At 66.4% G+C, this 20739-nt stretch carries 23 protein-coding genes; 10 read left to right on the plus strand and 13 right to left on the minus strand.

What is annotated here, in order from left to right; genetic code table 11:
- The first annotated feature begins 66 nt into the window (after window positions 1–66).
- Window positions 67–864 (plus strand): segregation and condensation protein A, encoded by a 798-nt coding sequence (locus PJE01S_RS09320; protein WP_377372016.1) that lies wholly within the window; start codon window positions 67–69, stop codon window positions 862–864.
- 32 nt (window positions 865–896) lie between these two features.
- Entirely contained in the window at window positions 897–2471 is a 1575-nt protein-coding gene (gene nadB, locus PJE01S_RS09325) for an L-aspartate oxidase (protein WP_068833421.1), read from the plus strand.
- A gap of 74 nt (window positions 2472–2545) precedes the next feature.
- Here nadB and PJE01S_RS09330 read toward each other — a convergent pair whose 3' ends face one another.
- From PJE01S_RS09330 to nadC, 10 genes are all read right to left on the minus strand, one after another.
- Window positions 2546–2866, minus strand: a complete 321-nt coding sequence (locus PJE01S_RS09330; protein WP_068833083.1) for a non-heme iron oxygenase ferredoxin subunit — start codon at window positions 2864–2866, stop codon at window positions 2546–2548.
- Window positions 2866–3252 (minus strand): SUF system Fe-S cluster assembly protein, encoded by a 387-nt coding sequence (locus PJE01S_RS09335; RefSeq protein WP_068833085.1) that lies wholly within the window; start codon window positions 3250–3252, stop codon window positions 2866–2868. The genes PJE01S_RS09330 and PJE01S_RS09335 overlap by 1 nt, the downstream gene beginning before the upstream one ends.
- Window positions 3253–3257: 5 nt before the next feature.
- Complete coding sequence (gene sufU / locus PJE01S_RS09340) at window positions 3258–3707, minus strand: Fe-S cluster assembly sulfur transfer protein SufU (RefSeq protein ID WP_068833087.1); 450 nt, start codon at window positions 3705–3707, stop codon at window positions 3258–3260.
- On the minus strand, window positions 3707–4972 hold the full coding sequence (locus PJE01S_RS09345) for a cysteine desulfurase (RefSeq protein ID WP_068833089.1): 1266 nt from the start codon (window positions 4970–4972) through the stop codon (window positions 3707–3709). Before PJE01S_RS09345 ends, sufU begins: the two co-directional genes overlap by 1 nt.
- Window positions 4969–6309 (minus strand): Fe-S cluster assembly protein SufD, encoded by a 1341-nt coding sequence (gene sufD / locus PJE01S_RS09350; RefSeq protein ID WP_068833091.1) that lies wholly within the window; start codon window positions 6307–6309, stop codon window positions 4969–4971. Before sufD ends, PJE01S_RS09345 begins: the two co-directional genes overlap by 4 nt.
- Window positions 6306–7076 carry a Fe-S cluster assembly ATPase SufC gene (sufC, locus tag PJE01S_RS09355; RefSeq protein WP_068833093.1) on the minus strand — a complete coding sequence of 257 codons (771 nt, stop codon included), beginning with the start codon at window positions 7074–7076 and terminating at the stop codon, window positions 6306–6308. Before sufC ends, sufD begins: the two co-directional genes overlap by 4 nt.
- A 24-nt stretch (window positions 7077–7100) precedes the next feature.
- Complete coding sequence (sufB, locus tag PJE01S_RS09360) at window positions 7101–8549, minus strand: Fe-S cluster assembly protein SufB (RefSeq protein ID WP_068833095.1); 1449 nt, start codon at window positions 8547–8549, stop codon at window positions 7101–7103.
- A gap of 47 nt (window positions 8550–8596) precedes the next feature.
- Window positions 8597–9064, minus strand: coding sequence for an SUF system Fe-S cluster assembly regulator (locus PJE01S_RS09365; protein WP_068833097.1), 468 nt, complete (start codon window positions 9062–9064; stop codon window positions 8597–8599).
- Window positions 9065–9308: 244 nt separating this feature from the next.
- Complete coding sequence (gene nadA, locus PJE01S_RS09370) at window positions 9309–10430, minus strand: quinolinate synthase NadA (RefSeq protein ID WP_068833099.1); 1122 nt, start codon at window positions 10428–10430, stop codon at window positions 9309–9311.
- Entirely contained in the window at window positions 10430–11305 is an 876-nt protein-coding gene (gene nadC, locus PJE01S_RS09375; RefSeq protein ID WP_068833423.1) for a carboxylating nicotinate-nucleotide diphosphorylase, read from the minus strand. Before nadC ends, nadA begins: the two co-directional genes overlap by 1 nt.
- Window positions 11306–11475: 170 nt before the next feature.
- Here nadC and panD point away from each other — a divergent pair, with 170 nt between their 5' ends.
- From panD to PJE01S_RS09415, 8 genes are all read left to right on the plus strand, one after another.
- Complete coding sequence (panD, locus tag PJE01S_RS09380; RefSeq protein WP_068833101.1) at window positions 11476–11856, plus strand: aspartate 1-decarboxylase; 381 nt, start codon at window positions 11476–11478, stop codon at window positions 11854–11856.
- 60 nt (window positions 11857–11916) lie between these two features.
- Window positions 11917–13266 carry an adenosylmethionine--8-amino-7-oxononanoate transaminase gene (locus PJE01S_RS09385; RefSeq protein ID WP_068833103.1) on the plus strand — a complete coding sequence of 450 codons (1350 nt, stop codon included), beginning with the start codon at window positions 11917–11919 and terminating at the stop codon, window positions 13264–13266.
- Complete coding sequence (gene bioD, locus PJE01S_RS09390; protein WP_377372009.1) at window positions 13259–13951, plus strand: dethiobiotin synthase; 693 nt, start codon at window positions 13259–13261, stop codon at window positions 13949–13951. The genes PJE01S_RS09385 and bioD overlap by 8 nt, the downstream gene beginning before the upstream one ends.
- A complete protein-coding gene (gene bioF, locus PJE01S_RS09395; protein WP_068833107.1) occupies window positions 13948–15144 on the plus strand; it encodes an 8-amino-7-oxononanoate synthase in 1197 nt (398 codons plus the stop codon). Before bioD ends, bioF begins: the two co-directional genes overlap by 4 nt.
- Window positions 15145–15206: 62 nt before the next feature.
- Window positions 15207–16229: a biotin synthase BioB gene (bioB, locus tag PJE01S_RS09400; protein ID WP_245660704.1), complete on the plus strand. Its 1023-nt coding sequence runs from the start codon at window positions 15207–15209 to the stop codon at window positions 16227–16229.
- An 83-nt stretch (window positions 16230–16312) separates the two neighbouring features.
- A complete protein-coding gene (gene panB, locus PJE01S_RS09405; protein WP_068833109.1) occupies window positions 16313–17218 on the plus strand; it encodes a 3-methyl-2-oxobutanoate hydroxymethyltransferase in 906 nt (301 codons plus the stop codon).
- Window positions 17219–17279: 61 nt separating this feature from the next.
- On the plus strand, window positions 17280–18128 hold the full coding sequence (gene panC / locus PJE01S_RS09410; RefSeq protein WP_068833111.1) for a pantoate--beta-alanine ligase: 849 nt from the start codon (window positions 17280–17282) through the stop codon (window positions 18126–18128).
- A gap of 210 nt (window positions 18129–18338) precedes the next feature.
- On the plus strand, window positions 18339–18668 hold the full coding sequence (locus tag PJE01S_RS09415) for a cupin domain-containing protein (RefSeq protein WP_068833113.1): 330 nt from the start codon (window positions 18339–18341) through the stop codon (window positions 18666–18668).
- 52 nt (window positions 18669–18720) lie between these two features.
- Here PJE01S_RS09415 and PJE01S_RS09420 read toward each other — a convergent pair whose 3' ends face one another.
- The 3 genes from PJE01S_RS09420 to grxC all read right to left on the minus strand — a co-directional run bounded on the left by PJE01S_RS09420 (window position 18721) and on the right by grxC (window position 20737).
- Entirely contained in the window at window positions 18721–19776 is a 1056-nt protein-coding gene (locus PJE01S_RS09420) for an NAD(P)H-dependent glycerol-3-phosphate dehydrogenase (protein WP_068833115.1), read from the minus strand.
- Between the two features lie 45 nt (window positions 19777–19821).
- The gene (secB, locus tag PJE01S_RS09425; protein WP_068833117.1) at window positions 19822–20298 is read right to left on the minus strand and encodes a protein-export chaperone SecB; all 477 of its coding nucleotides are present in this window, start codon (window positions 20296–20298) and stop codon (window positions 19822–19824) included.
- A gap of 178 nt (window positions 20299–20476) precedes the next feature.
- Window positions 20477–20737: a glutaredoxin 3 gene (gene grxC, locus PJE01S_RS09430; protein ID WP_068833119.1), complete on the minus strand. Its 261-nt coding sequence runs from the start codon at window positions 20735–20737 to the stop codon at window positions 20477–20479.
- Between the last annotated feature and the right edge of the window lie 2 nt (window positions 20738–20739).

The raw sequence follows: 20739 nt of genomic DNA on the forward strand, positions 1-20739 counted from the left end.
TCTGCCGTCCTCCAGGAACTGCCGCCCGCGGCCGGGCCCGAGCTGCCTGCGGCCGCAAGTCCGGGCATGCCCGCCGTGATTGACCAGGTCGCGCTGGCCCGCCTGTACGGCGAGCCGCTGTTTGCCATGCCGCACGACCTGTACATCCCGCCGGATGCGCTGCAGGTGTTTCTGGAGGCATTTGAGGGCCCGCTGGACTTGCTGCTCTACCTGATCCGCAAGCAGAACTTCAACATCCTCGACATCCCCATGGCGGCGGTCACGCGCCAATACCTCAGCTATGTCGACGAGATCCGGGCCACCAACCTGGAGCTGGCCGCCGAATACCTGCTGATGGCCGCCATGCTGATAGAGATCAAGTCGCGCATGCTGCTGCCGCCCAAGAAGACGGCCGAAGGCGAGGAAGCCGAAGACCCGCGGGCCGAACTGGTGCGCCGCCTGCTCGAGTACGAGCAGATCAAGCTGGCCGCCCACAAGCTCAACGAAGTACCGCAATACGGGCGTGACTTCCTGCGCGCCCAGGTCTATGTGGAGCAGTCGCTGCAGCCGCGCTTTCCCGACGTGCATGTGGTCGATCTGCAGGAGGCCTGGCGCGACATCGTGCGCCGCGCCAAGCTGGTGCAGCACCACCACATCAGCCGCGAAGCACTTTCGGTGCGCGAACACATGAGCATCGTGCTGCGCCGCCTGCAGGGCCGCAAGTTTCTGGAATTTGAAGACCTGTTCGACACCGCACGCGGCATGCCGGTGCTGGTGGTGACCTTCATCGCCATGCTTGAACTGGCCAAGGAAGGCTTGCTGGAGGTCACGCAAGCCGAGGCCTTTGCCCCGATTTACGTGCGCCTGGCCTACACCCCGGCTTGATATTCATCTTCAACCCCGCCCTGCCTGCGACCATGCAACACGATTTTGATGTTTTGATTGTCGGCAGCGGCCTGGCCGGCCTGTCTGCCGCCCTGCACCTGGCCCCCACCCACCGCGTGGCCGTGCTGACCAAGCGGTGCTTGAGCGACGGTGCCAGCGGCTGGGCCCAGGGCGGCATTGCCGCCGTGCTGGCCGACGGCGACAGCTTCGACGCCCATGTCAACGACACCCTGGTGGCCGGCGCCGGCCTGTGCGATCTGGCCGCCACCCGCTTCGTGGTGGAAAACGCCCCCGACGCCATTGCCTGGCTGCGCGACCTGGGCGTGCCTTTTTCGCTCGAGGGCGAGCAGCTGCACCTGACGCGCGAAGGCGGCCACGGCGCGCGCCGCATCGCCCATGTCACCGACGCCACCGGCGCGGCGGTGCAGCGCACGCTCATCGACGTGGTGCGCGCCACGCCCGGCATCACGCTGTTCGAGCACCACACGCTGGTGGACCTGATCACCGCGCGCAAGCTGGGCCTGCCGGGCCAGCGCTGCCTGGGCCTGTACGCGCTCGACGACGCCACCGACGAAGTCGTCACCTTCCGCGCCCCGCAAACCATTCTGGCCACCGGCGGCGCCGGCAAGGTCTACCTCTACACCACCAACCCCGACACCGCCACCGGCGACGGCATTGCCGCCGCCTGGCGCGCCGGCTGCCGCGTGGCCAACCTGGAATTCATCCAGTTCCACCCGACCTGCCTGTACCACCCGCACGCCAAGTCCTTTCTGATCAGCGAAGCGGTGCGCGGCGAGGGCGGGCGGCTTTTGTTGCCCGACGGCACCCGCTTCATGCCCGGGCATGATGCCCGCGCCGAACTCGCCCCGCGCGACGTGGTGGCCCGCGCCATCGACTACGAAATGAAAAAACGCGGCCTGGACTGCGTGCACCTGGACATCTCGCACCAGAGCCCCGAGTTTTTGCAGGCGCATTTCCCCAACATCCTGGCGCGCTGCGCCGAACTGGGCATAGACATCACCAGGCAGCCGATTCCGGTCGTGCCCGCCGCGCATTACACCTGCGGCGGCGTGCTCACCGACCTGGCCGGCCGCACCGACCTGCCCGGCCTGTTTGCCATTGGCGAAACCGCCTGCACCGGCCTGCACGGCGCCAACCGCCTGGCCAGCAACTCGCTGCTCGAATGCATGGTGTTTGCCCGCGCCGCCGCCCAGGCGATTGCCACCGCGCCGCAGCAGCCCATCCCGGCGGTGCCGCGCTGGGACGACAGCCGCGTCACCGATGCCGACGAAGCCGTCGTCATCTCGCACAACTGGGACGAGCTGCGCCGCTTCATGTGGGACTACGTGGGCATAGTGCGCACCAACAAGCGCCTGGAGCGCGCCGCCCACCGCATCACGCTGCTGCAGGCCGAGATCCAGGAGTTCTACGCCCACTTCCACGTCACGCGCGACCTGCTGGAGCTGCGCAACCTGGTGCAGGTGGCCGAACTCATCGTGCGCTCGGCCCAGTTGCGGCGCGAAAGCCGCGGCCTGCACTTCAGCCGCGATTACCCCGAACTGGCGGCGCCGGCGGCGGCAACCATTCTGGTGCCGCCCGTGGCCTGAGCGCCTGCACCTCCTGCCTGTGCCCCATTTGAGTTCAGCGGCGGCCCGCCAGGGATGTCCGCGGCAACGAGGTGTTAGTCGAACCGGTCGTCCCTCACCTGCACCATGCCGTTCTCGACCCGCACCGGGAAGGTCGCCACCGCCTCGTAGGCCGGCGGCGACAGCGCCTCGCCGGTGACCAGTGAGAACTGCGCGCCGTGGCGGGGACAGACGATGATGTCGTCCAGCAGCTCGCCGCCGGACAGGGTCTCGGCCTCGTGGGTGCACACGTCCTCGATCGCATGGTAGCGGCCGTTGACGTTGAACACGGCGATGGGCACGCCGTCCACGTCCACGGTGCGGCAGCTGCCGGGCGGGAAGCCGTCGGCCAGGGCGACGTCGGTCCAGTCGGCCATCACAGCAGCCCCAGTTGCAGGCGCGCCGCCTCGCTCATCTTGTCCTTGGACCAGGGCGGCTCCCACACCAGTTCGACCTCGACCTCGTTCACGCCGGGCAGCGCGTCGACGGTGCTGCCGACCAGTTCGGGAAAGGTCTGTGCCACCGGGCAGCCGGGGGCGGTCAGCGTCAGGCGGATATGCACCTTGCCCTGGGCTTCGTCCACGTCCAGGCCGTAGACGAGGCCCAGGTCGTAGATATTGACCGGGATTTCCGGGTCGAACACGGTTCGCAGGACCTCGATCACGCGCGCCTGCAAGCCCGTGGCAGGGGTGGTGGGTGCCGGCGCAGCAGGGGGCGGGGCAGCGGCCTCCTTGGCCTGGCGTATCAAATCGAAAATGCTCATCACGTTCACTCCGTCGAAACCGGCCGGCTGGCTTCGTGCAGCGCCGCGCGCAGCGTATGCCAGGCCAGGGTGGCGCATTTCACCCGTACCGGGAATTCGCGCACGCCGGCCAGCACCTCCAGCTTGCCCAGCGCGACCGCAGGCGGCGAGTCGCCGCCGCCCGCCACCAGCGCGTGAAAGCCGGCGAACAGGGTCAGGGCCTGCGCTTCGGTCTTGCCCTTGAGGGCGTCGGTCATCAGCGACGCCGAGGCGGTCGATATGGCGCAGCCCGAGCCTTCGAAGCGGGCGTCTTCGATCACGCCGTCCACCACCTTGAGGGCAAGCGTCAGCCGGTCGCCGCACAGCGGGTTGAAACCCTCGGCGCGGCGGTTGGCCCCCGCCAGCGGCCCGAAATTGTGCGGGTGGCGGTAATGGTCAACGATGAGTTCCTGGTAGAGATCGCGCAAGTCAGACATCAGCCAAATACCTCCTGCGCCCTGCGGATCGCGCGCAGCAGCACATCCACCTCCTCGACCGTGTTGTAGAGGGCGAACGAGGCGCGCACCGTGGCGGGCACGCCGAAGTGCGCCATCACCGGCATCGCGCAATGGTGGCCGGTGCGCACCGCCACCCCCTCGTCGTCGAGGATGGTGCCGACATCGTGCGGGTGCACGCCCTCCACGGTGAACGACAGGATGCTCGCCTTGTCCCGGGCTGTGCCGATGAGGCGCAGGCCGGCCATCCCGGCCGCCTGTTCGGTGGCGTACGCCAGCAGCGCGTGTTCGTGGGCGGCGATGGCAGGCAAACCCACCATGCCCACATAGTCGATCGCCGCCCCCAGGGCTATGCCGCCCGCGATATGGGGGGTGCCGGCCTCGAACTTGTACGGCAGGTCGTTGTAGCTCGTGCGGGCGAAGGTGACCTCGCGGATCATGTCGCCGCCGCCTTGCCAGGGCGGCATGGCGTCCAGCAGCGCCGCCTTGCCGTAGAGCACGCCGATGCCGGTCGGCCCATAGAGCTTGTGGCCGGAGAAGGCATAGAAATCACAGTCGAGTTCCTGCACGTCGACCGGCAGGTGGGCGACCGCCTGGGCGCCATCGACCAGCACCACCGCCCCCGCCGCATGGGCGAGCGCGACGAGGCGCTTCACCGGGTTGATGGTGCCCAGCGCGTTCGACAGGTGCGTGAGCGCGACGAGGCGCGTTGCCGGGCCCAGCAGACGCTCGAACGCGTCCAGGCGCAGCTCGCCGGCGTCGTCGATGGGCGCGACGCGCAGCACCGCGCCGCTGCGCTCGCACAGCAGCTGCCACGGCACGATGTTGGAGTGGTGCTCCATCTCCGTGATCAGTATCTCGTCGCCGGGCCGCAGGCCTTGCCCATAGCTCGTCGCCACCAGGTTGATCGCCTCGGTGGTGCCGCGCACGAACACGATTTCCTCGCGGCGTTCCGTATGGATGAAGCGCCGCACGGTGTCGCGCGCGGCTTCGTAGGCCTCGGTCGCCTGCTGGCTCAGGCTGTGCACGCCGCGGTGGATGTTGGCGTTCAGTTGGGCGTAGTAGCGCGCCTCGCACTCGATCACGCACTGAGGCTTCTGGCTGGTGGCCGCGTTGTCCAGGTAGACCAGGGGCTTGCCATGCACGGTCCGGTGCAGGATGGGGAAATCCTGCCGCAGCCGCGCCACCGCCCGTTTGGTCTCGGGCGCGCTGGCGCGTGCTGTCGACTCGATGATTCGGTCGTTCATAACAGTTCCTTCACCCGCTCGGGCAGGCGCCCCAGCAGCAGCTTCTCCAGCCGCGCCCGCAGCGGCGCAATGCTCACCCGGGCTATCACCTCCTCGGCGAAGGCAAAGGTGAGCAGCGCGCGCGCCGACGCATCGTCCACGCCGCGCGAGCGCAGGTAAAAGATCTGCTCGGGGTCGAGCTGGCCGACGGTAGCGCCGTGGCTGCATTTCACGTCGTCGGCGTAGATCTCCAGTTGCGGTTTGGTATCGACTTCGGCGTTGTCCGACAGCAGCAGGTTGCGGTTGGTCTGGCAGGCGTCGCTGTGCTGCGCATCGGCATGCACGATCACCTTGCCGTTGAACACCGCGCGGGAGGCGCCGGCCAGCACGCCCTTGTAGAACTCGCGGCTGGTGCCGTGCGGCTGGGCATGGTCGATGCGCGTGTGGTGGTCGATATGCTGGCGGCCGTCGGTCATGTACAGCCCGTCGAGCGCGCACTCGGTGCGCTCGGCATTGAGTCCGACGCGGATGTCGATCCGCGCCAGGCCGCCGCCCAGCGCGAACGAGCGCGAGGTCAAGCAGCTGCCATGCTGCTGGTCTGCATTCACTGCAGCGACGTGGAATGCCTTGAGGCTCTCCTGCTGCAGCTTGTGGTGCTCGATCGCGGCGTCGCGCCCGGCCACGAGGTCGGTGATCACATTGGTGAAGTAGGCGCCGTCGCCGACGGCCACATGGTGTTCGACCAGGCTGGCGCGGCTGCCGGCGTCGGCCACCACGAGGTTGCGCGTCTGCATCGCCAGGCCCGCTTCGGTGGCGACGAACAGCAGGTGGATAGTCGTGTCGAGCGCCACGCCGGCGGCCAGATGGACATAGGCGCCGTCGGTCATGAAGGCCGCGTTCAGCGCCGCGAAGGCGGACGGGTAAGCGGACGGGTAGGCGTCCGGCGTCGGCCCCAGCAAGCTTTCCAGGCGCTCGGGCTCGCGTTCCAGCAGCTCGGCGAGGCTGGCCAGCGTGACGCCCGCGGGCAGCGGTGCTATGCGCGACCAGCGCGGCTGATAGTGGCCGTTCACGAACACCAGCCGGTGCGTGTCAGGCAGGCTCCAGCCTTCGATCTGCTGCGCCGTGACACCGTCGGGCGCCGACGGTGCCAGCGCAGCCAGCACAAAACGGCCTTTCTCGATGGCGGCGACGCTGGTGTACTTCCAGTCCTCCTGGCGCAGCGTCGGAAAGCCGGTGTCGGCAAACGACGCCAGCCCCGCTTCACGCGTACGCTGCAGCCATGGCAGGCGCCCGCCAGGCAGTGACGCTCTGAGGCGGGCGAATTCGTCGCGGTAGAAATCGGCCGTGATGGTGTTCATGTAACCACTCCCGCCTGGTGGCTGGCCTCGGCCTCGATCCAGCCGTAACCGTGTTTTTCCAGTTCCAGCGCCAGCTCCCGCCCACCGGAGAGCGCGATGCGGCCCTGCGACAGCACGTGCACATGGTCCGGCACGATGTAGTTGAGCAGGCGCTGGTAGTGGGTCACCAGCACGATGGCCCGCTCCGGACTGCGCATGGCGCTGATGCCGCCCGCGACGACCTGGAGCGCGTCGATGTCCAGTCCCGAATCGGTCTCGTCGAGGATGGCGAGCTTTGGCTCCAGCACGGCCATCTGCAGGATCTCGTTGCGTTTCTTCTCGCCGCCAGAGAAACCCTCGTTGACCGCGCGGTAGAGCAGGCTCGTGTCCATGCCCATCAGCTGGAGTTTGCCCTTCACCAGCGCGAGGAAGTCCACCGCGTCCAGCTCAGGCTCGCCGCGGTGCAAGCGCCGCGCATTGACCGCCGCCTTCAGCAGATAGATGTTGGCGACCCCGGGGATCTCCACCGGGTACTGGAAGGCCAGAAAGATGCCGTTCCGCGCCCGCTCTTCAGGCGGCAGGTCGAGCAGGTTCCGGCCCTCGTAGCGCACCTCGCCGGCGGTCACCGCGTAGTTGTCGCGCCCGGCCAGCACATGGGCCAGCGTGCTCTTGCCCGAGCCGTTCGGCCCCATGATGGCGTGCACCTCGCCCGCCCGGATCGTGAGGTCGATGCCGCGCAGGATGGGCTTGTCGTCGACGCTGACATGCAGGTTTCTGATCTCGAGCATGGTCTGTCCTCATAACAACCGCTATCAACCGATGCTGTCTTCCAGGCTCACGCCCAGCAGCTTCTGCGCTTCCACCGCGAATTCCATCGGCAATTCCTTGAACACCGCCTTGCAGAAGCCGTTGACGATCATCGACACCGCATCTTCCGGCGAGAGGCCGCGGCTCTGGCAGTAGAACAACTGGTCCTCGCCGATGCGCGAAGTGGAGGCTTCGTGCTCGACACGGGCGGTCGGGTTTTTCACTTCGATGTAGGGGAAGGTGTGGGCCGCGCACCGGTCGCCCAGCAGCAGCGAGTCGCACTGCGTGTAGTTGCGTGCACCGGCAGCGCCTTTGGCCACCAACACCCGTCCGCGGTAGGCGTTCTGGCCGTGGCCGGCCGAGATCCCCTTGGAAAGAATGGTGCTGCGGGTGTTCTTCCCGAGGTGGATCATCTTGGTGCCGGTGTCGGCTTGCTGATAGTGGTTGGTCAGCGCCACCGAGTAGAACTCGCCGACCGCGTTGTCTCCCTGCAGGATCACGCTGGGGTATTTCCAGGTGATGGCCGAGCCGGTCTCCACCTGGGTCCAGGAAATCTTCGAGTTGGCGCCGCGGCAATCGCCGCGCTTGGTGACGAAGTTGTAGATGCCGCCCTTGCCCTCCTTGTCGCCGGGGTACCAGTTCTGCACCGTCGCGTACTTGATTTGCGCGCCTTCCAGTGCGATCAGCTCGACCACCGCGGCGTGCAGCTGGTTCTCGTCGCGCATCGGCGCGGTGCAGCCTTCGAGGTAGCTCACGTAGGCGCCCTCGTCGGCGATGATCAGCGTGCGCTCGAACTGGCCGGTGTTCCTGGCGTTGATGCGGAAGTAGGTGGACAGCTCCATGGGGCAACGCACCCCCGGCGGGATGTAACAGAACGAGCCGTCGCTGAACACCGCCGAGTTGAGCGTGGCGAAGAAGTTGTCGGTGTAGGGCACGACCGAGCCGAGGTATTGCCGCACCAGGTCGGGGTGCTGTTGCACGGCCTCGGAAAACGAGCAGAACACAATGCCCAGTTCGCCCAGCTTCTCCTTGAAGGTGGTCGCCACGGACACGCTGTCGAACACCGCGTCCACCGCCACGCCGGCGAGCAGCGCGCGCTCCTCGAGCGGCACGCCGAGCTTCTCGTAGGTCCGCCGCAGTTCCGGGTCGACCTCGTCCAGGCTTTGCGGCCCGTCCTTGCGCGACTTCGGCGCGGAATAGTAGGCGATCTCCTGGTAGTCGATGGGCGGGTGGCGCACCGTGGCCCAGTGCGGTTCGGTGATCGTCAGCCAGTGGCGATAGGCCCGCAGACGCCATTCGAGCATGAAGTCCGGTTCGCCCTTTTTGGCCGAGATCAGGCGGATCACGTCTTCGGAGAGCCCGCGCGGCACCGTGTCCGTCTCTACGGCGGTGTAGAAGCCGTGTTTGTAGTCCTGGCTGATCAGTTCGTCGAGTTGGACTGTAGAGCTTGCCATTGCCTTCTCCTGTTGCTCCTGTTGCTCCTGTTGCGACCGGGTGCCTGCTACCGTCTCACCCCGGCACGCCTTGCTGCCGGGCCCACCAGCGCGACTACGTCCACTGGCTGAAACACCGGTTGCGCCATGTCCGCCAGCGTGAGGTCGCTCAGCACGTGGTGAATGACCTGGTTGACGCGCTGCCAGTTGGCCCGCAGCGAACACGAGCCCTCCTGCGCACACAGGCCAAGGGCGGCGCTGCACTCGGTCACGCCGACCGGCCCTTCCATCGCGTCGATGACCTGGGCGATGGAGATCTCATCCGGCGGCCGCGACAGCAGGTAACCGCCGTGGGCGCCGCGCAGCGACTGCAGCAGGTTTTCCCGTGCCAGCGTCTTCAGGACCTTGCTCGCCGTGGGGACCGGCACGCCGATCGCGGTGGCCACCTCGGCGGCGCTGTAGACGCGGGCCGGCTGCCGCGCCATGTGGGTCATGATCACGGTGCCGTAATCGGTCAGCTTGCTCAGTCTCAACATCGCCGTGGGCTTTCGCTTTATATAGAACCAGTTTAGTCCTAAATATACCCAGGATGCAAGCGTCACCCAGCATGAACAACGTTGAACGTCGGCTTTGGATGAACCCGCCATCAAGCTGCGCACCCGCGACGAATCGCAAGCCGCCCCCTTTGTTAAAAGAGAGCCGCCAGCGCTTGTCCGACAAGCGCGACAGCTATCTTATTGATAGCATCCACGGCTTGCGCCGTGGACCAGGGCAAACGCCTCAGGCCGCGCCGATGTGCGGCACCAGGCCGGTCGTGGGCTGGCCATTCCTGATCGCGGCGGTGAAAGCCAGCATGCGGTCAATCGGCAAGCGCGCGCGCAGGCCCAGCGCCGGGTCGACATGGACTTCATTGGCGCCGGTTTCCAGCACCTGCGCCAGCCCGGCCAACCCGTTCATGGCCATCCACGGGCAGTGCGCGCAGCTCTTGCAGGTGGCGCTGTTGCCCGCCGTGGGCGCTTCGATAAACAGCTTGCCGGGGTTGAGCGTGCGCAGCTTGTGCATCATGCCGCTGTCGGTGGCGACGATGAATTCGGGCGCGTCCATCTCGCGCGCGGCCTTCAGGATGGCCGAGGTTGAACCCACCGCATCGGCCAGCGCCACCACGTCCGCCGGTGACTCGGGGTGCACCAGCACCCTGGCCTTGGGATGTTCTTTTTTCAGGGCTTCCAGTTCGAAGGCCTTGAACTCGTCATGCACGATGCAGGCGCCGTTCCAGAACACCATGTCGGCGCCGGTTTCGCGCTGGATGTAGCCGCCCAGGTGCCGGTCGGGCGCCCACAATATCTTCTGGCCCTGCTCTTTGAGGGCGCGCACGATGTCCAGCGCGCAGCTGGAGGTGACGAGCCAGTCGGCGCGCGCCTTCACCGCGGCGCTGGTGTTGGCATAGACCACCACGGTGCGGTCGGGGTGGGCGTCGCAAAAAGCGCTGAACTCATCGGCCGGGCAGCCCAGGTCCAGCGAGCAGGTGGCGTCCAGATCGGGCATCAGCACGCGCTTTTCGGGCGACAGGATTTTGGCCGTCTCGCCCATGAAGCGCACGCCGGAAACGACCAGCGTTTGTGCCGCGTGGTCGCGGCCAAAACGCGCCATTTCCAGCGAATCCGATACCAGGCCACCGGTCTCTTCGGCCAAGTCCTGCAAATCGGGATGGACATAGTAGTGCGACACCATGACGGCGTTGCGGCTTTTAAGCAGGCCGCGGATGCGCTCTTTCAAGGCAAGCCGCTCGACCGGCGCGGGCTCGGCCGGCACGCGCGCCCAGGCATGGCGCGTGCTGCAGGCTGAGGATTCGCCCGGGACGCCGGCCTGGGGCTGCTCATAGTCAACGCTGATGGTGGCCATCACAGGGCTCCTGGTTGAGCGTCAAAACGCATCGAGAAATCAATCGCCCGCACATCCTTGGTCAGCGTGCCGATGGAGATGCGGTCAACGCCGGTTTCGGCCAGCGCACGCAGGCCGTCCAGCGTCACGCCACCCGAAATTTCCAGAATCGCCCGCCCCTGGTTGATGCGCACGGCCTCGCGCAGCATCGCCAGGTCCATGTTGTCCAGCAGCACCATGCGGGCACCCGCCTCCAGCGCCTGCTGCAGTTCGTCGAGGTTTTCCACCTCGATCTCCACAAAGTCGGCCTTCGCGGCCAGTTGCGCCGCCTGCTGCATGACCTGCGCAATGCCGCCGGCGGCGGCGATGTGGTTTTCCTTGATCAGCACCGCGTCATACAGACCGACCCGGTGGTTGGTGCCGCCACCGGTGCGAACCGCATATTTTTGCGCCAGGCGCAGGCCAGGCAGCGTCTTGCGGGTATCGACGATCCTGGCGCGGGTACCCGCCACAACAGCGACATAAGTTGCCGTTTTGGTTGCAACAGCACTTAAAAGTTGTAAAAAATTCAGCGCAGTGCGCTCGGCCGATAGCAGGGCCTGGGCCTGGGCCGACACCTCGAACACCACCTGGTTGGCTTCGCAACGCTCGCCGTCCTTCATATGCCAGACCAGCCTGGCCTGCGGATCGAGCTGCCTGAAGGCCGCCTCGGCCCACGCACTGCCGCACAGCACGGCGCTTTCGCGGGCCAGCACCCGGGCGCGCGCCTGGCGGACCGGGTCAATCAGGGCGGCCGTCAAATCGCCACTGCCCACATCCTCTGCCAGCGCACGCGCCACGTCTGCCCTGGCCAGCTGTTCAACAGCCTGTGCCGAAAAATCAAATGCTTTTGTCATAAACAATTCAAAGAAAAGCTCGCACACGGGAGTGCATTAAACTAATTAATAATTAAGAATCCTTGGCCGCCTGCCCAAATGTTACCGCTCCATGACGATGGGCACTGCGGCGCGGTGGCTTATCAACACATTTTGCGCCGTCTTTGGTCGCTGGCTTTACCCTTCCTACCATGTTCAGAACCCTGCTCAAATCCAAAATCCACCGCGCCGCCGTCACCCATTGCGAGCTCAACTACGAAGGCTCCTGCGCCATCGACGAAGACCTGCTGGATGCCGCCAACCTGGGCGAAAACGAGCAGGTGCATATCTGGAACATCAACAACGGCGAACGCTTCATCACCTACGCCATCCGCGCCGAACGCGGCAGCCGCATCATCTCGGTCAATGGCTCGGCGGCACGGCGTGCGGCGGTGGGCGACCTGGTCATCATTGCGGCCTTTGCCCAGGTGGAAGAAAAAGAAGTGGCGGGTTTCGCACCCAAGCTGGTGTTCGTCAACCCGGACAACCGCATCAAGGAAGAGCGCTCGACGATTCCGGTGCAAATGGCCTGATTGCCCCGCAGCGCCACCCGCGCACCCGGGCATTACCGCCCTTTTTAAAACGGGATCCCCATGGACAACCCCTCGCTGATCCAGCGCAGCCTGCAGCATGTGTGGCACCCCTGCACACAAATGAAGCGGCACGAGACGCTGCCCCTGGTGCCCATCGCCAAAGCCGAAGGCGTGTGGCTGTATGACTTTGAGGGCCGGCGCTACCTCGACGGCATCAGTTCCTGGTGGGTCAACCTGTTTGGCCACGGCCATCCGCACATCAAGGCGGCGCTGCGCGACCAGCTGGAGCAACTCGATCACGTCATGCTGGCCGGCTTTACGCATGCGCCCGTGGTGGAACTGTCCGAGCGGCTGGGCGCCTTGACCGGTCTGGGCCATGCGTTTTACGCCAGCGACGGCGCCTCGGCCACCGAAATTGCCCTGAAGATGAGCGCGCATTACTGGCGCAACACGGGCCGCCCCGAAAAATGCCGCTTTGTCGGCCTGGCCGGCGGCTACCACGGCGAAACCGTGGGCGCGCTGGCCGTCACCGACATCGCCATTTTTCGGGAGGCCTACGCACCGCTGGTGCGGCTGGCCGCCACCGTGCCGAGCCCCGATGCACGCGGCGCGCAGCCAAGCGAAAGCGCTGTAGACGTGGCACACCATGCGGCCGCAGGCCTGCAAAGCTGGCTGGAGCAGCACCACGCCAGCACCGCCGCCCTCATCGTCGAGCCCCTGGTGCAGTGCGCTGCCGGCATGGCCATGCATGACGCCGCCTACCTGCGCGAGGCGCGCGCGCTGTGCGAGCGCTACGAGGTGCACCTGATTGCCGATGAAATCGCCACCGGCTTTGGCCGCACCGGCACGATGTTTGCGCACCAGCAGGCCGGCATCCGGCCCGACTTCATTTGCCTCTCCAAAGGGCTGACCGGCGGCACCCTGCCGCTGTCGGCCGTGCTGACCACCGATGCGGTCTACCAGGCGTTTTACGACGACGAGGTGGCACGCGGCTTTCTGCACTCGCATTCCTACACCGGCAACCCGCTGGCCTGCCGCGCCGCACTGGCCACGCTGGAGCTGTTTGAACAAAGCGACGTACTGGCGCACAACGCCGCACTGGCGCAGCGGCTGGACCAGGCCTTTGCGCCGCTGACGCAACATCCCTCGGTGCGCCATGCGCGCCGGCAGGGCATGATCTGGGCCTGGGACATCGACGAAGGCTTTGACGGCACCAAGCCGCAGCCCGGGTTTGCCAGCCGCTACGCGCGGCAGGCGATGGCGCAAGGGGTCGTCTTGCGCCCGATCGGCAACACCCTGTATGCCATGCCGCCCTACGTCCTGGATGCGGAAACGGCCGCCCATCTGGCGCAAGGCGCACTGGCCGCGCTGCAGGCCACGCTGGCCGACAAAGGCGATGCCCGTGACTGACGCCCGGCCCAAGGCACTGTCCATTTTCGTCACCGGCACCGACACCGGCGTGGGCAAAACGCTGGTCAGCACCGCCCTGCTGCATGCTCTGGCAAAGCACCATGCCCGCGTGGTGGGCATGAAGCCCGTGGCGGCCGGCACGGAACTGATCAACGGCGTGCAGGCCAATGAGGACGTGCTCGCCCTGCGCGCAGCCGCCACCTGCAGCGTGCCGCCCGAACTCGACAACCCGGTGCTGCTGCCCGACCCGGTGTCGCCGCACATCGCCGCCGCGCGCGCCGGTGTGCAGATTGACATCGGCCATCTGGTCGCCTGCCAGCGCGCGCTGACGACACTGGCCGATGCGGTGGTGGTGGAAGGCGCAGGCGGCTTTCTCGTCCCCCTCTCTGCAACCGAGACCGGCGCCGACCTGGCACAGGCTCTCGATCTGCCGGTGCTGCTGGTGGTAGGCTTGCGGCTCGGCTGCCTGAACCACGCCCTGCTGACCGCCGAAGCGATTCGCGCGCGCGGACTCACGCTGGCCGGCTGGGTCGCCAACCATGTGGATGCCTCCATGCTGGCACAGGAAGACAATATTGCCTTTTTGCGGCAAAAGCTGCAAGCCCCGCTGCTGGCCACTATTCCCTACCAGTCCACGCCCGACCCGCGCGCACTGACCTTCAACCTTCCACAGACATGGCAATGACAAACTCCTGGCTAGACGACTTCCCGGTGCGCATCAAAGAACTGGACCACGCCCACCTGCGCCGCCGCCGCGCCGTGGTCACACCCGACGGCGGCGCACGCCTCAAGGTCGACGGGCGCAGCATGCTGGCCTTTTGCAGCAATGATTACCTGGGCCTGTCCCAGCACCCCGAGCTGGTGCAGGCGGCCTGCGCCGGCGCCCAGGCTTTTGGCGTGGGCTCGGGCGGCTCGCCGCTGGTGAGCGGCCACAGTGCCGCCAACGAAGCGCTGGAGCAGGAATTGGCCGCCTTTGTGGGCCTGCCGCGCGCGCTGTACTTTTACGCAGGCTTTTCCACCAATGTCGGCATCATCCCGGCGCTGATGGGCGCCGGTGACGCGATCTTCTCGGATGCGCTGAACCATGCCTGCCTGATCGATGGCGCCCGGCTCTCGCGCGCGCAGATTCACCGCTACGCGCACCTTGACCTGGCCGCGTTGGACCACGAACTGGCGCACAGCAGCGCCCGCCGCAAACTGGTCATCAGCGATGCCGTCTTCAGCATGGATGGCACCTGCGCCGACATTCCCGCCCTGCTGGCCCTGTGCGAGCGGCACGACGCCCTGCTGCTGCTGGATGACGCGCACGGCTTTGGCGTCAAGGGCCCGCAAGGCCGCGGCAGCCTGGCCGAGGCCGGGCTGTATGGCGCCCAGGCCTCGCGCCGCGTGCTCTACATGGCCACGCTGAGCAAGGCGGCCGGTGCGGCCGGTGCCTTTGTGGCCGGCGACGACGCGCTGGTGGAGTGGCTGCTGCAAAAAACCCGCAGCTATATTTTTGCCACCGCCGCGCCCGCGCTGCTGGCCAGCGCCCTCAGCGCCAGCCTGCGCGTGATTGCGCAGGACGAATGGCGCCGGACTCACCTGAACCAGCTGATTGCGCGCCTGCGCAGCGGCTTGACGGCCGGCCTGCAGGGCAGCGGCTGGCAGCTGTCGGAATCGCATACCGCCATCCAGCCGCTGCTGATCGGCCCCAACGACAAGGCACTGGCCGCCATGCAAGGCCTGCGCGAGCGGGACATCTGGGTGCCGGCGATTCGCCCGCCCACGGTGCCCGAGGGCACGGCCCGCCTGCGCATCGCGCTGTCGGCCGCGCACACCGAGGCCGATGTCGACCTGCTGATTGAAACCTTGACCACCCTGGCCAAGACCTTGCGCTAAACCCGTTGCCAACGCCGCCTCCGCTAGACTCCGAAATCCATTTTCCTGAAGGAAAGCCCAAAATGTCCACCCCTGTAGAACAAGTCGTCACGCTGCACCGCCCCCGCCCCGCCGAGGCAAAAGCCGGCAGGCCTGAGGCCGAGCGCTGGAGCATCGACGCGATCGAAGCCCTGTTCAACCTGCCCTTTCCCGAACTAATGCACCGCGCCCAAACCGTGCACCGCGAAAACTTCGACCCGACGCTGGTGGAATTCGCCACCCTGCTGTCGATCAAGACCGGTGGCTGCGCCGAAGACTGCGGCTACTGCCCGCAGGCGGCGCGCTATGACACCGGCGTGGAAGCCAGCAAGCTGATGGAGCCCGAGGAAGTGCTGGCGGCCGCCCAGCGTGCCAAGGACGCCGGCGCCACGCGTTTTTGCATGGGCGCGGCCTGGCGTTCGCCGAAAGACCGCGACATTGAAAAAGTCGCCGAACTGATCCGCACCGTCAAGGGCCTGGGCCTGGAAGCCTGCGCCACGCTGGGCATGCTGGAAGACAGCCACGCCCAGACCCTGCAAAGCGCCGGCCTGGACTATTACAACCACAACCTCGACACCGCGCCCGACTTTTACGGCGACATCATCACCACGCGCGACTACCAGGACCGGCTCGACACGCTGGCGCGCGTGCGCAACGTCGGCGTCAAGGTTTGCTGCGGCGGCATCGTGGGCCTGGGCGAAACACGGCGCCAGCGCGCCGGCCTGGTGGCCGAGCTGGCCAACCTCACGCCCTACCCCGAGTCGGTGCCCATCAACAACCTGGTCAAGGTCGAAGGCACGCCGCTGGCGAATCAGGCCGACCTCGATCCGTTTGAGTTCGTGCGCACCATTGCCGTGGCCCGCATCACCATGCCCAAGGCCCGGGTCCGCCTGTCGGCCGGCCGCCAGCAAATGGGCGACGGCGTGCAGGCGCTGTGCTTCCTGGCCGGTGCCAACTCGATTTTTTACGGCGACAAGCTGCTGACCACCGGCAACCCCGACACCGACGCCGACCTGCACTTGATCGAGCGCCTGGGCATGCGCCGCGCGGCACCTGACGCCCGCTGAGGACAGGTGTATCGTCCGGCTGTGGCCGCGGCTGGAAAGCGCGGCCCCGGCCAGCCAGACCCGCTATCACTTCGGATGGAACCATGAGCTCAACCAACGTTTCCACAGCCCCGCCCGGCGCCACGCCTTACGGCACGCTGCCGCCTGCCGCCACGCCCTCGGCGCGCAAGCCCATGAGCCTGCCGCGCCTGCGCGAAATGCATGCGCAGGGCGAAAAAATCACCATGCTCACCGCCTACGACGCGACCTTTGCGGCCGTGGCCGATGCCGCCGGCGTGGAATGCATCCTGGTCGGCGACTCGCTGGGCATGGTCTGCCAAGGTTTGAGCAGCACCGTCGGCGTGACGCTGGAGACCATGCGGCATCACACCGAGTGTGTGGCCCGTGGCCTGCGCCGCGCGCACGCCACGGCCTGGCTGATCGGCGACCTGCCCTTTGGCAGCTACCACGAGTCGAAAGAGCAGGCCCTGCGCAGCGCCGTGGTACTGATGCAGGCCGGCGCCCACATGGTCAAGCTCGAAGGCGGCGGCTGGACGACAGAGACGGTGCGCTTTCTGGTCGAGCGCGGCATTCCGGTCTGCGCCCACCTGGGCCTGACGCCGCAAACCGTGCATGCGCTGGGCGGCTACCGCGTGCAGGGCAAGACCGACGAATCCGCCGCCCAGCTGCGGCGCGAAGCGATTGCGCTGCAGGACGCCGGCGCGTCCATGATGGTGCTGGAAATGGTGCCGGCGGCGCTGTCGGCCGAGCTGACCCAGCAGCTGACGCACTGCTCCACCATAGGCATAGGCGCGGGCCAGGGCACGGCCGGCCAGGTGCTGGTGCTGCACGACATGCTGGGCATGAATTTGGGGAAAATGCCCAAGTTCGTGCGCAACTTCATGGAGGGCGATGACAACAAGAGCGCAAGCGTGCGCGGCGCCATGGAAGCCTATGTCCGCGCCGTCAAGGACGGCAGCTTTCCGGTGAACGCCACCCACGCCTGGTAAACCCCGCGCCGCCGGCACGCCTGCCCGTCGCGCGGCCAGCGGCCCCTAAGAAGGAAACAAGATGCACATCGTTCACACCATCGCCGACCTGCGCCAGCAGCTCAGCGGCTACAAGCGCCCGGCCTTTGTGCCCACCATGGGCAATCTGCACGACGGCCACATTGCGCTGGTCAAACAGGCCAAGCCGCTGGGCGACGTCACCGTCTCCAGCATTTTTGTGAACCGCCTGCAGTTCGCACCGCACGAAGACTTTGACAGCTACCCGCGCACGCTGGATGCGGATGCCGCCCGCCTGGAAGCCGCCGGCTGCGACCTGGTGTTTGCGCCGCGCGAAAAAGACCTCTACCCCGAGCCGCAAACCTTCAAGGTCCATCCCGCGACCGACCTGAGCGACATTCTGGAAGGCCACTTCCGACCCGGTTTTTTCATCGGTGTGAGCACCGTGGTGATGAAACTCTTTTCCTGCGTGTTCGCCGGCATGCCCTCGGGCGTGGCGGCCTTCGGCAAAAAAGACTACCAGCAGGTCATGGTGGTGCGCCGCCTGGTGCAGCAGTTTGCCCTGCCCATAGACATCCTGGCCGGCGAAACCCAGCGCGCCGCAGACGGCCTGGCACTGTCCTCGCGCAACGGCTACCTGAGCGAAGCCGAGCGGCTGGAAGCCGTGCAGCTCTCGCTGGCGCTGAAGGGGCTCGGCGAGGCGGCTCGCGCCACGTCCACACCCGACCTGCCGGCCCTGGAAGCCCAGGCCATGCAGGCGCTGGCACGCCGCGGCTGGAAGCCCGACTACCTGACCGTGCGACGCCGCGCCGACCTGATGCCGCCGCAAGGCCCGCTGGCGGCCCAGCCGCTGGTCGTGCTGGGCGCGGCCAAGCTGGGCAACACCCGGCTGATCGACAACCTGGAAATCTGACCCCACTCAGAGATGGTCGGGATCGTACCCACTCATCTTTTAATAGCTTCATATGCCCGCACGATCTGGGCTTGAGGCCTGTTTCATCGAAATTTTCCGGCCCATGCATTGACGCGGCCCTGGCCTGCGGGAGTTGGGCGCTTGCCCGGCTTTTGACCCTTGGGGTATAAAGCCTCTCAGACATAGCCGCCGCTTTCATGGAGTTCCATCATGGCCATTCCACATGCCGCATCGGGGCAACTCATTGACGTTTATCCCCTGGTAGACAAACTCACCGAAGCAAGAACGGTCGCCCTGTTCAAAACCGGTGAGCTTGAAGTCATGCGGCTGATCGTGCCCGCCGGCAAAACCGTGCCCTCGCACCAGGTCAAGGGCGAAATCACGGTTCAGTGCCTGGAAGGAGAGTTTGAATTCACGGCCGGCGGACAGACCCAGCTGATGCGGGCGGGCCAGTTGCTCTGGCTGGCGGGCGGTGTTCAGTATGGATTGACGGCCGTGCGGGACTCCTCGCTGCTGCTAAGCATTGTTTTGCGAAAGTAGCGGGCCGGGCTCAACCCACGCCATCACGGCAAGGCCGCCAACCCGGCCAGCGCTAATTCAGCTCGGCGGTGGGGTCACGGCCCATGAGCAGGGCAACGGCCTGCGCGGGCAATATCCGGCCGTCCAGCAACGCCACCACGCTCTGCGCGATGGGCATCTCCACACCCAGGCTGGCGGCGCGCTGCACCACTGTGCGGGCGCAATAAACGCCTTCGGCCACATGGCCCAGCGATTCGACCGCTTCGGCCAGCGTCTTGCCTTGGGCCAGCAGCAAGCCGACCTTGCGGTTGCGGCTCAGGTCGCCGGTGGCGGTCAGCACCAGGTCGCCCAGGCCCGACAGGCCGGTGAAGGTTTCGGCGCGGGCACCCAGGGCAACGCCCAGCCGTGTCATTTCGGCGAGACCGCGCGTGATGAGGGCCGCGCGGGCATTGAGCCCCAGCTGCAGGCCGTCGCACAGGCCCGTGGCAATCGCCAGCACGTTCTTGACGGCGCCGCCGACCTCGACGCCCACGATGTCGTCGTTGGCGTAGACCCGCAGGGTGGAACTGTGAAAAGCCTGGACCAGCGCCTCACGCACTTCGGCGTGTTCGCTGGCGGCCACCAGCGCCGTTGGCTGGCCGCGCGCCACCTCGAGGGCGAAGCTGGGGCCGCTGAGCACGCCCGCTCTCAAATTGATAGCCACCTGAGCCCGTATTTCATGGACCATCAGCCCGAATGGCTGTGAATTCGAGGACGCAGACGCGGCAGCCGAGCTAGCCAGGGGCGCTTCAAAGCCCTTGCTCAGCCAGGCCACCGGCACCTTGACATGTTGCAGGCTTTGCAACAGGCCGCGCGCCGCTGACACCGGCGTGGCCAGGATGATGAGGTCTTGTCCAATGAGCGCTTGGGGCAGGGTGGCCTCGCCGCCCTGCAACTGCAAGGCCTCGGGAAAAGCCACGCCAGGCAGGTAGCGCTGGTTGGCGCGCTCGGCCTGCAGGGCTTGAACCAGCCCCCTATCGCGCGCCCACAGCGTCACCTGATGCCGGGGTGCGTGATGCGCGGCGACACCTGCCGCATTGACAGCCAGCGCCGTGCCCCAGGCGCCGGCTCCAATCACCAGAATTTTCATGACATCAAGCCGCTGGGTCCGGGTGGCGCTTTCAAGAGCAATTCGTTAAACGATGATTTGCGGCGCTTCGGGCGTGGCGGCCGCGGCGGCCGCCGCTTCAGTCTGCTGCTGTTCGTACATGGCCTGGAAGTTGATTTCGGCCAGGTGCACTGGTGGGAAACCAGCGCGCTGAACCACGTCGGCCACATTGCTGCGCAGGTAGGGGTAGACGATTTGCGGGCAGGCGATGCCCAGAATCGCGCCTATCTGTTCCGTCGGCATGTTGCGGATTTCGAAAATGCCGGCCTGCTTGGCTTCCACCAGAAACACCGTCTTGTCGGCAATCTTGGTATGCACCGTCGCCGTCACCGTGATTTCAAAGAGGCCATCGGCCACCGGGGTGGCATCGACACCGAGCTGAATGTCCACGCCAGGCTGCTCCTGGTTCAGGAGGATTTCGGGCGAATTGGGTTGCTCCAGCGACAGGTCCTTGAGGTAGACGCGCTGGATCTGGAATACGGGGTCAAGATTGGCTTCAGCCATGGTGTGCTTTCGGTTCTAGAAAATCGGAAAGAAAGGGCGAGTGCCCGCGGCGTGCACCGTCAGGCAACGGGGCATTATGTCAGGCAAATCAGGCGGCTCCATGCCAGGCGCGTCCCCTCGCTGCGGCCGGCCGAGAGGCCAGCTTTTTCCTGAGGGAATCGCCCAAACAGGAAGGGGCTCAGCCGCCGTTGAGCAGCGGCATCAGGCCGCCGCGGCCGTCCAGCGCCACCAGGTCATCGCAGCCGCCGACATGCGTGTCGCCGATGAAGATTTGCGGCACCGTGCGCCGGCCGGTGATGGTCATCATCTTTTGACGCTCATCAGGCGTCATGTCGACACGGATTTCGTCCAGCTCGGTCACGCCACGGGCCTTGAGCAGCTGTTTGGCGTGAATGCAATAGGGGCAGGTTCCGGTGGTGTAAATCTTGACGGGTTGCATGG

Source organism: Polaromonas jejuensis NBRC 106434 (assembly GCF_001598235.1).
GTDB lineage: Bacteria > Pseudomonadota > Gammaproteobacteria > Burkholderiales > Burkholderiaceae_C > Polaromonas > Polaromonas jejuensis.